The sequence below is a fragment of the Thermosipho melanesiensis BI429 genome (assembly GCF_000016905.1).
Classification (GTDB): domain Bacteria; phylum Thermotogota; class Thermotogae; order Thermotogales; family Fervidobacteriaceae; genus Thermosipho; species Thermosipho melanesiensis.
The window spans coordinates 1400074-1414725 of record NC_009616.1; the positions used below are offsets into that span (position 1 = coordinate 1400074).

General features: G+C 29.6%; 16 protein-coding genes. 6 read left to right on the forward strand and 10 right to left on the reverse strand.

Translation table 11 applies throughout. The features are described 5' to 3' along the window. Position 1: 1 nt before the first annotated feature. The 8 genes from dnaX to TMEL_RS07215 are packed head-to-tail and all read right to left on the reverse strand — an operon-like array spanning position 2 to position 7327. Positions 2–1384: a DNA polymerase III subunit gamma/tau gene (gene dnaX / locus TMEL_RS07180; protein WP_012057603.1), complete on the reverse strand. Its 1383-nt coding sequence runs from the start codon at positions 1382–1384 to the stop codon at positions 2–4. 2 nt (positions 1385–1386) lie between these two features. Beyond that, entirely contained in the window at positions 1387–2292 is a 906-nt protein-coding gene (gene miaA, locus TMEL_RS07185; protein WP_012057604.1) for a tRNA (adenosine(37)-N6)-dimethylallyltransferase MiaA, read from the reverse strand. A gap of 3 nt (positions 2293–2295) precedes the next feature. Beyond that, positions 2296–2919 carry an LptA/OstA family protein gene (locus TMEL_RS07190; protein ID WP_012057605.1) on the reverse strand — a complete coding sequence of 208 codons (624 nt, stop codon included), beginning with the start codon at positions 2917–2919 and terminating at the stop codon, positions 2296–2298. Then, a complete protein-coding gene (locus TMEL_RS07195; protein WP_012057606.1) occupies positions 2916–3647 on the reverse strand; it encodes a hypothetical protein in 732 nt (243 codons plus the stop codon). The genes TMEL_RS07190 and TMEL_RS07195 overlap by 4 nt, the downstream gene beginning before the upstream one ends. Continuing rightward, a complete protein-coding gene (locus TMEL_RS07200) occupies positions 3625–4419 on the reverse strand; it encodes a patatin-like phospholipase family protein (protein WP_012057607.1) in 795 nt (264 codons plus the stop codon). The genes TMEL_RS07195 and TMEL_RS07200 overlap by 23 nt, the downstream gene beginning before the upstream one ends. Then, positions 4416–5267: a deoxyribonuclease IV gene (locus TMEL_RS07205; RefSeq protein ID WP_012057608.1), complete on the reverse strand. Its 852-nt coding sequence runs from the start codon at positions 5265–5267 to the stop codon at positions 4416–4418. The genes TMEL_RS07200 and TMEL_RS07205 overlap by 4 nt, the downstream gene beginning before the upstream one ends. Next, positions 5260–5595, reverse strand: a complete 336-nt coding sequence (locus TMEL_RS07210) for a DUF1622 domain-containing protein (protein ID WP_012057609.1) — start codon at positions 5593–5595, stop codon at positions 5260–5262. Before TMEL_RS07210 ends, TMEL_RS07205 begins: the two co-directional genes overlap by 8 nt. A 4-nt stretch (positions 5596–5599) precedes the next feature. Next, complete coding sequence (locus TMEL_RS07215; protein ID WP_041426080.1) at positions 5600–7327, reverse strand: NAD+ synthase; 1728 nt, start codon at positions 7325–7327, stop codon at positions 5600–5602. An 86-nt stretch (positions 7328–7413) separates the two neighbouring features. Between TMEL_RS07215 and TMEL_RS07220 the strand changes: the two genes are divergently transcribed. Genes TMEL_RS07220 through TMEL_RS07245 form a run of 6 tightly spaced genes read left to right on the forward strand, consistent with a single transcriptional unit; the run spans position 7414 to position 13231 of the window. Then, positions 7414–8040, forward strand: a complete 627-nt coding sequence (locus TMEL_RS07220; protein WP_012057611.1) for a winged helix-turn-helix transcriptional regulator — start codon at positions 7414–7416, stop codon at positions 8038–8040. Continuing rightward, positions 8028–8630: a Na(+)/H(+) antiporter subunit B gene (locus TMEL_RS07225; protein WP_012057612.1), complete on the forward strand. Its 603-nt coding sequence runs from the start codon at positions 8028–8030 to the stop codon at positions 8628–8630. Before TMEL_RS07220 ends, TMEL_RS07225 begins: the two co-directional genes overlap by 13 nt. Positions 8631–8639: 9 nt before the next feature. After that, complete coding sequence (locus TMEL_RS07230; RefSeq protein ID WP_012057613.1) at positions 8640–9944, forward strand: hypothetical protein; 1305 nt, start codon at positions 8640–8642, stop codon at positions 9942–9944. After that, positions 9941–10810 carry a prolipoprotein diacylglyceryl transferase gene (lgt, locus tag TMEL_RS07235; protein ID WP_012057614.1) on the forward strand — a complete coding sequence of 290 codons (870 nt, stop codon included), beginning with the start codon at positions 9941–9943 and terminating at the stop codon, positions 10808–10810. Before TMEL_RS07230 ends, lgt begins: the two co-directional genes overlap by 4 nt. Beyond that, positions 10807–12015 (forward strand): 2,3-bisphosphoglycerate-independent phosphoglycerate mutase, encoded by a 1209-nt coding sequence (locus TMEL_RS07240; protein WP_012057615.1) that lies wholly within the window; start codon positions 10807–10809, stop codon positions 12013–12015. The genes lgt and TMEL_RS07240 overlap by 4 nt, the downstream gene beginning before the upstream one ends. 1 nt (position 12016) lies before the next feature. Next, positions 12017–13231, forward strand: a complete 1215-nt coding sequence (locus tag TMEL_RS07245) for a ComEC/Rec2 family competence protein (protein ID WP_012057616.1) — start codon at positions 12017–12019, stop codon at positions 13229–13231. On the opposite strand, the gene TMEL_RS07250 is transcribed toward TMEL_RS07245, so the two are convergent. After that, positions 13144–13596, reverse strand: coding sequence for a Fur family transcriptional regulator (locus tag TMEL_RS07250; protein WP_012057617.1), 453 nt, complete (start codon positions 13594–13596; stop codon positions 13144–13146). The two genes, TMEL_RS07245 and TMEL_RS07250, sit on opposite strands and share 88 nt — an antisense overlap. A 15-nt stretch (positions 13597–13611) precedes the next feature. After that, positions 13612–14646, reverse strand: coding sequence for a transcription termination factor NusA (gene nusA / locus TMEL_RS07255; RefSeq protein ID WP_012057618.1), 1035 nt, complete (start codon positions 14644–14646; stop codon positions 13612–13614). Positions 14647–14652 lie beyond the last annotated feature (6 nt).

Consider the following 14652-nt stretch of genomic DNA (forward strand, 5'->3'; position numbering starts at 1 on the left):
GTTAATCCTCCTCTATTTTAAATTGTTCACCAAATAGTGTTTTTAATTTTTCTAGTACATCATCTCCTTGAGATTCAGAAATACTAATTTCTATATTTTTTCTTTTGCCAAATTTTTCGTAGTAGAGCTTTTCAATTTCTCCCTTTTTTTCTTTGATAATTTCATAATGTAATTTCCTATTATCTGGAAATGTAATTTTTATCTTTTCATCATCTTCAAAGATATTTGCAAAAGAAAGTCCAACAAAAAGTGAAAGATCACCTTTCAATTTTAATTCTTCTAAAAGTTTCTGGAAATTTTTTTCTTCAATTTTTTCAGCCTTTCTTTCTGCGTTTTTGGAATCATTTTGAGAAATTTCTTTGTTTTTAGGCTGGATATATATTGGTTGTGTTGCAAAAAGGCTTATAAATCCAAGCTTTACTAAAGTGATTTTTTCTTCTGAATATTTAATATCTTTTAAGATTTCAGAAATTGGTTTTAGAAAATGGATATAATTGTGGTTGTTTTCCTCAACTAGTGATATTAATTTTTCAATTGTTTGATATAGAAAAATTTCTAAGTTTTTTCCACTGTAATAGACCTCATCTATTAATTTTAGAGTGCTTTTAATATCATTGTTTTCAAGATTTTCCAATAATTTTTCAATTATCGTATCTGGTATTAGTCCTAAAGTTTCCCTTACATCTTCTATTTTAATGTCTTTTCCCGCCGAGTTTATAACTTGCTCAAGTATAGTTAAAGCATCCCTAAGGCCGCCATTAGCTCTTTTTGAAATTTCCACAATGGCTTCATGAGAGATCTTAATTCCTTCATTTTCACATACAAATTCCAGCCTTTTTATTATGTCTTTATTTGAAATGTTTTTAAAGTCAATAACCTGACATCTTGAGATTATTGTCTGTGGTATTTTCTCAGGATTTGTAGTGGCAAGAATAAAAACAACATTTGACGGTGGTTCTTCCAACGTTTTTAACAAAGCGTTAAATGCTTCTTTTGTAAGCATGTGTGCTTCATCTATTATATATACCTTGTATTTTCCTTGTGCTGTATGGTAATTTACAGTTTCCCTTATTTTTCTAATCTCGTCGATACCCCTGTTTGAAGCTGCATCTAATTCCAATACATCCATAAAATTTCCTTTATCAATTGAAATACACGCATTACACATGTTGCATGGTTCAATCTCTTGAGGGTTTTCACAGTTTAGCGATTTTGCTAATATTCTTGCAACAGTTGTTTTACCAGTACCCCTAGGGCCTGCAAATATATATGCATGGGAAATTTCTTTGTTTTTTAACGAATTTACAAAGAGTTTTTTTACATGAGATTGTCCCACTAATTCTAAGAATTTTTTTGGTCTATATTTTCTATAAAGTGTTTCCATAATTACACCTCATTTATGATTTTTTCTATTTTTTCAATAGTTTCCCTTCTAGATATTTCTGAAAGGTTTATCCAGATGGCATTTTTGTATCTTCTTAACCATATCAATTGTCTCCTTGCAAAATGCCTTGTGTTTCTTTTTATTAGATGTATAGCAGTTTTTAAGTCATATTTGTTTTCAAAATAATGTATAAGCTCTTTGTAACCAATCGTTTGAAATGCGTTAATATCTTTTGGATAAAGCTCTAACAACTTTTCAACTTCGTCAATTAATCCCGCTTTTATCATTTTTTCGACACGTGTATTTATCCTTTCGTATAACTCTTGTCTATTGCGTGTTAGAACAATAATTTTGTATTTGTTAGATATTTTAGTTTGAGATTGAAGTTCTGATATTTTTTTGCCTGTTTTAAAAAAGACTTCCAAAGCTCTAATGGTTCTTTTCATATCTGATGGATGAATTTTCAATGCATATTCTGGGTCGTATTTTTGGAGCATGGTTCTTAAAGTCCCAGGTTCTTTTTTTTCAAGTTTATTTAAATGTTTCCTTATATTTTCATCTTTTGGAGCTCCCTCGAAAAAACCCTTGACCAAAGCATCAATATAGAGACCTGTTCCTCCAACAAACAATGGTATGATTCCTTTTTTTGTTAGTTGCTTTCTTAGTTTAAGTGCATCTTGCCTAAAATAAAATGCATTGTAATATTCATCTGGGTAGATGTGATCAATTAGGTGATGTTTAACTTTTTGTTGTTCTTCTTTAGTAGGTTTTGCAGTTCCAATATCCATTAACTTATATATTTGTCTAGAGTCAAGGGAGATAATTTGAGCACCAATTTTAGTAGAGATTTCTATTATCAAATCAGTCTTCCCAACAGCGGTTGGACCTGAAATTATCGTGTATTTCATATCTCACTCCACCAATATTTCAATTTGGACATTTTCGCCTTTCATATTATTAGTTTCTGTGAAAATAATAATTTTTTTGGCGAGAAGTTTTATTTTTTTATCATCATCTTTTAAATCAACATTTTTTTCCAATATTATTTCACCTTTAGCTCTATTATAGTTAAATTTAAAGGCTTTTGCAATAATACTTCCTTTTATAATTGTTATTTTTTTGTCTTTTCCTGTTCCTTCAAAAGTCTTGTCTTTAAGGTCGAAATTTAGATTTTCACATTTTATGTATATGGTTTCAGAACTTTTTGAATCATGGATTGTAAGAGATGCATTTTTAAGTATTCCACTTTGGACTTCTATGTTGTATTCTAGATTATCACCTTCAATAATACCATTTTCAAATATTATTTTTACGTTATCTTCAGTTGTCAGTGAGTTCCATTTATTATTTGTTTTTTCTATGACCATTTTGTTAGTGTAAAGTTTTAAATTGTCCTCATCAATTTTTAATACGATGTTTCCTTCGTATTTTATCTTGTAATCTGTTGGTTCAATGTAATCAGAAGATACGTGTATAGTTTTTGAAAACATCAAAAGAGAAAGTGTTAAAAAGAAAATTAGTAGAATTTTTTTCATGAAAAGTTCCTCCTTAAGTATTCCTGCGATAATTTTAGTATTTCTGTTGAAATTTCAAATGGATTTTTTGAATTACTTTTGTATACAATTTTATATTTTGCCGAATTTATTCTTTTTTTTGCAATTTCCTTTGTTCTTGTAATGGTTGAAATTATCATATAATCAATTGCATTTTTTAATTCTAAATTTATGTTGGAGTCTATGTAGATTAGAAAATCTGCTTCGGGAATTCCATAAACCCAACTTCCAGAAATGTAATTTTCAGATGGACTGAATTCAATAGGAAATGACAAAGTTTTTATTAGTGCTTCTCTTAAATTACCTTTTAAAATTTCATCGTTAAAAGTTTTAATATTAAATGCGTGTATTTTCATTTTTTCTGGAATTTTTTCATCTGGGAAATATTTTGTTACAAAGTTTATCAATAATTTTTGTGATTTGAACCCCTCCATACTTTTTGTTGCTTTGTATAAGGTTTTAAGTTGTTCAACCATTCCAAATAAATTTAGTCCGTATTTAAAATGAAAAATTTTTTGTATTTCTGGATATATTTTTTTTGTTTGAATATATGCCATGTTACTTGAGTTCGTTTTCAAATAAAAATAAAGAGGGATACATGAAAAACCCGTGCAATGATATTCATTAAATATGTTATAGTTATTTGCTGCGTTAAAAAATGCGGGAATGGATAGGTACAATATAGAATCACCACCAAAAGCGATGGTCAAATTCTTCTCTCCTCTCTTTTAAAAATTTTATTGAAGATTCATAAATTTCTTTATATAAATGAAATTGATACCAATGGTAGGGAATCCTATAATATATTACCACATTTGCTTTTTCTAAATCAACATACTCTATTTCAATTTCTTTCCAAGTGTCTATATAATACATTAATTCCAGTTGGTCTTTTGGGAATGTTTTTGGTTTTCTTTCAAAGGTACTAGCTATTACAAAATCAGCTCCGAGTTTTATGGCTTCATTTATTGGAGAGGGAGACAAAACTCCTCCGTCCGTATTTTGAGTTCCTGCAATCCATAAAGGTGAAAAGACTCCAGGCACAGATGAACTTGCCATTACTGCATCTACTAAAAATCCTTCGGTTATTAGTAAGGAGTTTCCGTCCAAAGTGTCAAATGTAACAATTCCAATTTTGTATTTTAAGTCACTAAATTTTTTTCTTTCAAATAAGTATTTAAAAAATTTGTAATACTCATCAATTGGAACTAACGCCCTTTGGAAGATGGACCATAGATTTGATTTTTCTAACTTTTCCGTGTAAATTTTTAGATTTGGGAAGAATTTTTCAACTGCATTTGAAAATTTTTTGTAGACTATTTTACTGTTGCCGTAGAGACCGTATAATGCAGCAACAATTGCTCCGGCAGAAGAACCGGTAATTATATCTACTTTTATATTATTTTCTTCTAAAAAATTTAAAGTTGCAATATGTGAGAATCCCTTTACCCCACCTGCAGCAAGTGATAGACCTATTGTCATTGTTTCACTCCTAAGATGTTAAATACCTCTTTAATATCATTTTTATGTACCTCATTATCTCCTGGGGTTTCTAAAATCCATGGGATTTTTTGGATAGTTTCATTTGTTAAGAATGTTTTTAAACCTTTAACTCCTATTTTTCCTTTTCCTATATTTTCATGTCTATCTTTATTTGAACCCAGTTCATTTTTTGAATCATTCAGATGAATGAATTTTAACTTTTCAAGTGAAAATAATTTGTCAATCATTTTGAGAAATTTATCCAGCTTTTCTTTATTGGTTATATCATATCCTGCATCAAATGCATGGCAAGTATCTATTGTTATTCCTATCCTTTCTGGATATTTTACCATTTCTATTATCATTTTTAATTCTTCTAAGGTTGAACCGATGTTTCCACCTTTTTTTGTTACGTTTTCCAAGAGAATAAAGGTTTCTTTTTCTTTTTCCATAGCAATATTTAGAGCTTTTACTATCTGATTTATTCCCTTTTCCACGCCACTGTTTAAATGGCTTCCAGGGTGTATATTTAAATATCTTATTCCCAATGTTTTGCAGATATTCATTTCAAGAATTAGAAGTTCAAGCGATTTTTGCCAGATTTCTTCTTTGGGACTTGCTATGTTTATAAGATAGCCGCTGTGACAGAGCATAGAGTCTTCTGTTAAATTATATTCTTTTACCCTTTTTTTGAATATTTCCACATCATCATCTTTTGGAAGTTTTGCCTTCCATTGTCTTGGATTATGTGGAAAAATTTGAAAAGCATTCCCGCCAATTTCGTGTGTTTCTTTTGGTACTCTTTTAAAACCTCCACTAATTGGCATGTGGGCTCCTATTTTAATCATTATTGTTCATCTCCTTTATGTCCTTTCTTAAGAAGTAATTCAGAAGTGTTCTAATTCCAATAATTGCAGCAAGCTGGCCTATATCATTCCAACTAGGAGCAATGGTGGTTTTTAGAATACTCGATCCAATTAGTATACCTAATCCCAAAGAAAAGGAATGACCAATCTCTAATCTGCTTTCTTTAATTGCTTCATTGGATTCCTTTTTTAATAGTGCATCTTTTATGAAAATGACAAATGCTTTTATTATTCCAGATGTAATAACTATAGTAGCAAGTACTTGGAAAAATGCGCCAAAATATCCTACTATTTCTTCTTGGAAGATCATAATTTCACCATTCCTTATATTTACTAGTTATTGGCATTCTTCTATCTTTTCCAAAAGATCTCTCTGATACTTTTACACCAATAACTCCTTGTCTTCTTTTATATTCGTTTTTGTCCACTAATTTTGCAACGTATTTTACTGTTTCTTTGTCGAATTTTTCGGATATTTCTTCCACAGATAACTCTTTTTCTATGTAAAGTTTTAGTATTTCATCTAATATTTCATACGGAGGTAATGTGTCTTGATCTTTTTGATTAGGTCTTAATTCTGCACTTGGTGGTTTTACAAATACATTTTGTGGAATAATCTCTTTTCCTTTAAATTTATTGTACCATTTTGCCATTTTATATACATCGGTTTTGTAAACGTCTTTTATTGGTGAAAATCCACCTACCATGTCACCATAAAGTGTTGAATATCCTGTGGCAATTTCACTTTTATTTCCCGTTGCAAGTACAATATGACCAAATTTATTGGATATAGCCATCAAAATAGTACCTCTTATCCTTGCTTGTAAATTTTCTTCTGTAATATCTTCTTTGGTATTTGAGAAAATTTCTTTTAATTCATTTACAAATGAGTAATAGATATTTTCAATTTTTATTATGTAATATTTTATTCCCAAATTTTCCGCTAAATTTTTTGCATCTTCTATGCTATGGGAACTACTATACATTGATGGCATGAGTATACCTAAAACGTTATCTTTACCTAATGCTTCTACTGCAATTGCTGCGACTAATGATGAATCCATTCCTCCGCTAAGACCTATCACAACCTTTTTAAATCCATTTTTAATGATGTAATCTCTTAGCCCAAGTGTTACTGCTTTGAATATTTCTTCTTCTCTTTTTAAACTGAAATTTTTAGTTGAGACGTTTATTTTGGTTTTTCTTTCTATTTTGTTTGATATTTTGATAATGTTAATATTTGGGATTTTTGTTGATGATATATGTCTTCTCCTTGGATCTTGGAGGTTTGTTCTAAGATTTTCTTCAATGGGAATATCTAGGGTAACAATTTCTTCTTCGAAAGGTTTACATTCGTACATAATATTTCCTTCTGAAGTGGTTACAATACTCCCACCGTCAAAAACAACTTCATCTTGTCCTCCAACAAGATTACAATATACTATTGGGCAGTGATAATCGTATGATTTTGTTGAAAGGTATTTTTTTCTTAATTTTCTTTTTCCGTAGAAATATGGAGAGGCAGATGAGTTTATAATTAATTGTGTTCCGTTTAACACCTGATAATGTAAAGGACCTATAGGGCTCCAGATATCTTCACATATATTTATTCCAATTTTTATGTTGTTATACTCTATTATCGTAATTTCGTTTCCAGATTTGAAATATCTATGTTCATCAAAGACACTATAGTTTGGTAGTAAGTGTTTATGATATTTTCCAAGGAATTTTCCATTGTGAATTATTGCAAGTGAATTAAACGCATCATCTTCAACATCTATGTATCCAATCAAGATAACGGTTTTTTTGTCTTTTGAGTAGGAAACTATTTTGTTTATATACTCTATGTTTTTTTTCAAAAAAGAAGTTCTCAATACTAAATCTTCAGGTGGATATCCCGTAAGAAAAAGTTCGGGGAATACAACAAAGTCAGATTGATTTTTTTCTGCAATATCTATTGCATTGTATATTTTCTTTAAATTACCGTCAAAATCACCTAAGTGAGCATTTAATTGTACGATTGTAACTCTGATTTTCAAAATTTCCCCTCCCTTTTATATGTTTCAGTTTTATTATACATTATTTTCAGATAAATTTATATGATATAATTTTTTTGGAGGGGAGAAAGATGATAAGGATCGATGCTTTAAAATTTTTTCGGCCAACTCCTGAGTATAGAAAGCTTTTGATTTTGGAAGCACTAAAAGAAAATAGTGATATTTCTCAAAAAGATTTATCTGTGATTGTAGGAATAGTGCCTTCACTGATAAATAAGTATCTAAATGAATTTAAAGAACTGGGTTTAATTAAAGTGGAATCCCAAGGGAGAAAAATAAGATATATTTTAACAGATGAAGGTGTTTCCGAGCTCTATTATTTAAAATTATCATTTTTTAACGATGTTGTTTCCTTGTCTATAAAAATTGAATCACATCTTGAAAATATACTATTAAAGTTAAAATCAAAGAAAAATATAGGTATTTACGGTGCGGGATTGGTTGGAAGAGCATTGGCGCAATTGCTATTAAACAGGGGATTTAATGTTGTTGTTTTTTTTGATGATGATGAAAAAAAGATAGGTGATAGGTACTTAGGGATTCCCATAGTAAACATAGCTTCTAAGGCGGGGGTTGATGCATTGATTGTTGCATCTATTAAAAATTCTGAAAAAATGGTAAAAATTGCAAAAAATTTTCATTATAGTGATATTTATCTTTTTAATACGGAGGAATTCAAAATAAAATGGCATGGATAAAAGTATTGTCTTTGATTTTAATCTCATTGCTATTTTTTTTATTTTTGTTTCAGAGAGGAGATTATGATGTTGATTTTAAAAATTTAGGAGCTGTTAATAATTTTGTAACAGAGATTTATTTGAGGAATAGATTGTACGATACCATTTTTGAAGTTTTAGTTTTTTCTTTAGCAGCTTTAGGAATTTTTTTGTTTAATTATTCTATAGAAAAAAAGGAGATTATTTTACACGAAAGTCATATTAGAATGTTTTTAAAGTTTTTAAGTTACTTTGTTATTCTTACATCATTTTATCTAGCGTATTTTGGACATAAAACACCTGGTGGAGGATTTTCTGCAGGAGTTGCTGGAGGGACGGGTTTATTATTATATTCGTTAAGTACAACGATAAACGAATTTGAGTACATGTTTAATAGGTTTAAGGTAAAAATTATAGAAAAGTGGATTTTGATTGTGATTTATTTAATATCAATTGTTGCACTATTTGGAAGTTCATATATTGCCATTTTGAATATTCTCATATACCTTAAGGTTATGTTTGGAACGTGGATAATTTTATATAGTTTTGTAAAACATAGGGGAATAATTTAGGAGGGGATTATGTATTTTGAAAATCTTATTAAAGGTATTCCGAAAGATTTAGCTAAAGAAGTTTTTAATGCTAAAGTTGAACTGGAAAAGGATTTTAATAATTCTAACGCAAAAAGAAAATTTATTAATGCTGTTTGGAAGCTTTATGAGTATCTTTGTGAAAATATCGAAGAAGATTATGAAATTGAAAAGAGACTTTTTTTAAGATTTGGACTTCTTGAGCCAAAATATTTAAATTCGGAAGATATTCGAAAGATTAAGGAAATACCATTCATCAACCAGGATGAGAATATCTTTTATGTTGATGAATGGTTACTTGCTGTTAAGAAAGGGATTGTGAATCCGAGTAGTTACATAGAAACTGTTGAAAAAAGGCGAAAGGTTTTATCAAGTAATATTACATCATTTCAAAAAGCTTTCGAAGAAAAGATTTTAAAAAGAAAGCGCCTTGAGAGTGAGATTAAGGAGATTGTTAATAATATAAAAGATGAGAATAAGCCATACAATAAAGCTGTTTTAGGTTTAATAGACGAGGCTGTTGATAGGTTAAAAAAGTTAAAGCAGTTAAATAGAGAAATTGAAATATTATATGAACAAATTGGCGATTTAAAAGAAAAGCAAAAAGATGAGAAACTTCCTCAGGAAGAAATCAAATTTACGGAACATTTAGTTGTAAAACAAATGTTAAATAAATCTATAGGTAGATTGGGAAATAAATTTTTAGTTTTAACTTCTATATTTTTAACGGGGGTTTCTGAAATAGGAACTAAGGATGTAATTAAAAGAAAGATAGAGAAAATAGAAAAGATTGATTACAAAGTTTTTTTGAAGAATACAAAAGGTGTAGATATCAGATTTTTACCGTATTTTATACTTGTTCCAGGATATGGTGATTATGGTTTTTGTTGGGAACCGTTTGAAGGGTTAAACTTTGTAAGTGGAAGAGGAAGAGTGGTTATACCAATGTTTCCAAAAAACTTGGATATATCAGTGATTTATGCATTGGGGGATTATAGATGGAAAGCTGCCAAAGAGCTCTCATTTGGTCATTGGATGGAAGAAGGGTTAACTGGTCAATTTTATAATTACATGCTGGATAATAAAATAAAAGAAAGACCAGATGAATATTTTTTAAAAAATTATGTTCTTTGGATTCTAAAAGAATCAAAAGGTGTTCAGAAATTAGAAAAAGAAGTTAGGGAAATATTTTGGCGATATTTGGAATTTCCAGAGGAGATTAAATCTAGATTGGCAAATTTGAGTTATGTGTATAAAAATCTTTATGAAAAAGATAAAAGGAGGAAAAAACGTTGAAAAAAATTAAGTTAGTTCTATTATGTGTTGGAATTTTTATTTTTATGTTTTGGTTTTTGAACAGTGTGTTTTCTGGTAAATTAATATTAAAAAGATATATTTTCAAGATTGGGATATTTGAATTACGATGGTACAGTTTTTTGATTGTTATGGGGATAGTGCTTTCGTATTATTTAGTGAGAAGAAGGTTAAAAAGGTTTAATATAAAAGAAGAACATTTTGACGAAGCAGTGTTTTGGGGTATTGTTTTTTCCATATTAGGAGCAAGAATTTACTATGTGATTTTTATGTGGAATGAATTTTATTCTAAATATCCCTCTGAGATAATAAAAATTTGGCACGGAGGCCTTGCAATTCATGGAGCAATTATTGGGGCGCTTTTATCTACGTACATTTATACAAAAATAAAAAAAGATTGTTCTTTTACTTTTTTACAAGGAACGGATCTTTTAGCAAGTGTATTACCTTTGGGACAAGCGTTGGGAAGATGGGGTAACTTTTTTAATTATGAGGCTTATGGAAGGCCTACAAACCTTCCTTGGAAAATGTATGTACCACCCGAGCATAGGCTAAGAGGATTTGTAAATTTTGAATATTTTCATCCTACATTTCTTTATGAAAGTGTCATTGATTTTATTATATTTCTTTTTCTTTATAACTATGATTTAAAAAAGAAGAGCAACGGAGAAACTACTGCATTGTATTTTGTTTTATATTCAATTAACAGATTTTGGATTGAATCATTGAGAACGGATAGTTTGTATTTTGGAAAAATTAGAGTTGCTCAATTGATAAGTGGTATATTGATTATATTTGGTATAGCTATGTTTATTTATCTTAGAAAACACTCGGAGGTGAGAAAATGATTGACAGACAACAAATTTTAAATGAGTTAATTTCGCCGAATAGTTCTAAAATTGTATTGTTAGTTATGGACGGTATTGGAGATATTCCTGGTGAAGATGGCTTAACTCCATTACAGAAAGCAAACACTCCAAAATTAGATGAATTAGCAAAACAGAGTGATTTAGGGCAAACAATTCCCGTATTGCCTGGGATAACTCCTGGAAGCGGACCTGGACATTTAGGAATATTTGGTTATGATCCTTTAAAATATCAGATTGGTAGGGGTATTTTGGAAGCTTTAGGTATTGATGTGGAAGTTGGAGAAAAAGATTTAGTTGCAAGGGGAAATTTTGCTACTTTAGAGGGAGATATAATTGTTGATAGAAGGGCAGGAAGGCCTTCATCGGAAGAAAGTGCTAAAGTAGTAGAGATTTTAAATGAAAATATACATAAAATAGAAGATGTTGAAGTTAAATTTTATCCTGGAAAAGAGCATAGGTTTGTTGTGAAGCTAACTGGTGAAGGATTATATGATAAATTGGAAGATGCAGATCCTCAAAAAGAGGGAAAACCAATAAAATACACAAAAGCCTTGGATGAAAGTTCAAAAAAATCAGAAAAAATAATAAATATATTGATTGATAGGATAAAAGAAGTTTTGAAAGATCAGCAAAAAATGAATTTTGCATTATTAAGAGGTTTCTCAAAGTATCCAAATCTTCCAAGCTTTGGTGATGTGTATAAGCTGAGGCCGGCTGCGATAGCAGTATATCCAATGTATAAAGGGCTTGCGAAGTTGGTTGGAATGGAAATTTTAAAAACGGGACAAACAATAGAAGATGAATTTAAAACAGTCAAAGAAAATTGGGAAAAATATGACTTTTTCTATGTTCATGTTAAAAAAACAGATTCATATGGTGAAGATGGGAATTTTGAATCAAAAGTAAAGGTAATTGAAGAAGTAGATAAAAATCTTGGATTGTTGTTAGAATTAAAACCCGATGTTCTAATTGTGACTGGGGACCATTCAACACCATGTGCAATGAAAGGTCACTCTTTCCATCCTGTTCCATTAATGATTTATTCAAAATTTACGAGAAAAGGACTTTCAAAATTATACAATGAGTTTGAATGTGCGCGAGGAACATTGGGAACTATTCCTGCTGTCGATGTAATGTCATTAGCACTTGCATATGCAGGAAGATTAGAAAAATACGGTGCATAAAATGTTTTTGGTAATATTTTTCGTAAGTTTAATAGGGGCGTTAATTGCCCCTATTTTTTCTATTTCCAAACTATTTTTATTTCTGCCATTCTTATTTTGGAAAAACAAACGGTTGTTTTTCACAGTATTTTTGTTTTTAGTTATAAATTTTTATGGAGGAATAAATATTTCCGGAGATTTTGAGTTTGTGGGGAAGGTAATTCAAACAAGTGACAGTTATTCACTTGTTTTTGGAAAAGTTTATTACAATGGAAAATGGATTTTTCCAAGAATGTTGGTAGGTGTTAATGAAGAAATACCTTTAGGTGATATTGTTTACTATTATGGAGAAATAAATTATGAAAAATTCTCTTACCCAAAAGTAAAGTTAGAAAAAAATAGGGTGATTGTCTCACCCTATTTTTCAGTCTTTAGAACTATTTATTTAACGTCAGAAAACTTTAGAAAAAAACTTTTGAACTACAATGAAATATATTATGGATTATTTGGTGGAAAGGTAAAGGATAAATATTTAAAAGAAAGTGGTTTATATCATTTTTTTAGCATATCTGGTCTTCACATATCAATAATTTATGTGTTTCTTGTTTTGCTTTTTTCAAGTTTTAGTTTTCAGAAATATATTGCACTAATTTTTTCGTTTTTATTTGTTGTTGCTACAGGACTAAACTTGCCAACAATTAGAGCATTCTTGCTTTTATTTTTTTCAAATGTCCTTGAAAATAAAAAGTACAGTAAAGTTGATATATTGTGTTTAATTGGTATCGTTTTTTTGTTTTTGGAACCGTCTTTGGCATTTTCTCTTTCTTTTTATATGAGTTTTTTTAGTACTCTTGGAATTTTGCTTGTTGAAAATAAATTTTTAAAATCAGTTTCTGCTTTTTTAGGTAGTGCACCATTTTTAGCATTATTTTCAAGTGTAAATATTTTTTCGATCTTAGGGACTTTTTTACTAGTTATTCCATTTCAAATTTTACTTGTAGTTGTATTTGTATCATTTTTTTTGGATCTTTTGTGTTTGACAACTTTTTCGGAATTTTTGCTTACTTTGTTTAATCCTTTAACAATATTTGTGGAGAATGTTGCTATATTTTTTTCAAAAATGCCAAAAATTCCCGGTGGTATTTTTGCTTATTTTTTTCTAGAACTTTTTTTCTTTGTCTTTTTGCTACATTTTGGGCATATTCCATATATTTTGAAGTCAAAATCTTCAAATTGAAACCCTTTTTCTGCTAATTCCTTTTTAATTAAGTTAAGATGTTTTTCTTCTATTTCATATATCTTCCCACATACGTTGCAAATAAAATGATGATGCATTTTTTCTTTTTTTGCTAATTCATATCTATATATGCCATCGCCAAAGTCTATTTTCTTTAAAAGACCGAAACTTACTAGAAGTTCTATTGTTCTGTAAACAGTTGCTTTGCTAACGGTATGTTTATTTGAAAAGAGAATTCTGTACACATCTTCTGCTCCTAAATGTTTAGATTCGTTATCCATAAATACCTTTAAAACTAATTCCCTTTGTGGAGTCATTCTATACTTTTTATTTTTTAATTCTTTTTTTAGTGTTTCAATATACATATTTTTCCTCCTTTGTTATACATTCATTAAAGGTTTTATGTCAATTTTCCAACCAGTTAATTTTGCTGCAAGCCTTGCATTTTGTCCGCCTTTTCCAATAGCAAGAGATAATTGGGTAGGAGGTACAATTATCCTTGATGCCTTATTTTCTGGATCGAGAATTTCAACTTCAACAACATTTGCAGGCTGAAGAGCACTAGCAATTAATTCTTTTGGATCGTCTGACCACTTTATAATATCTAGCTTTTCGCCTTTTAGTTCTCTTAGTATTGCAGCTATTCTCACACCTTCTTCTCCAATACACGCACCTACAGGATCCACTTTTGGGTTGTTTGATTTTACAGCCACTTTTGTTCTTATACCTGGTTCTCTAACAATTTTTACTATCTCAACTACTTTAGACTCTATCTCAGGCACTTCAAGTTCTAAAAGGCCTTTTATAAACTCTTCATTTATCCTTGTTACAAGTATTTTTGGACCTTTTTTATCTTTTTTTACGTCTTTTACATAAACTTTTATAAGTGACGCGGGCTCTATGGTTTCACCAGGAATCCATTCTTTTTTTGGGAGTCGAGTCTCTAATTTTCCAATTCTTATATCAGCCCATTCTTTTGTTATTCTAATAACTTCAGCTGTTGTAATTTTTCCAGCAAGTTCAGAGTATTTTTCAAATTGTTTTTCTTTTTCGATCTCTCTAATTCTTTGAATTAATACTTGTTTTGCTGTTTGTGCTGCAATTCTTCCGAATTTTTTAACGTTGATTCTTTTTCTTATAGTATCCCCAATTTTTGCATTAGAGCTTATCTTTAATGCATCTTCTAATGAAATCTGTGTTGTTTCTTTTTCTACTTTATCAACTACTTCTAAAAGTTGATAAAGTTCAATTTCACCTGTTTGCCTATTAATAGTAATTTCGACGTTTTTTTCACCGCCAAAATCTTTTTTGTAAGCACTTACTAATGCTTTTTCAATAATGGGAATTATTTCATCAACTTTTATACCTTTTTCTTCCTCAAGTTGTTCTAAAGCTTGTAAAAAGTCTAAATTCATACTTTT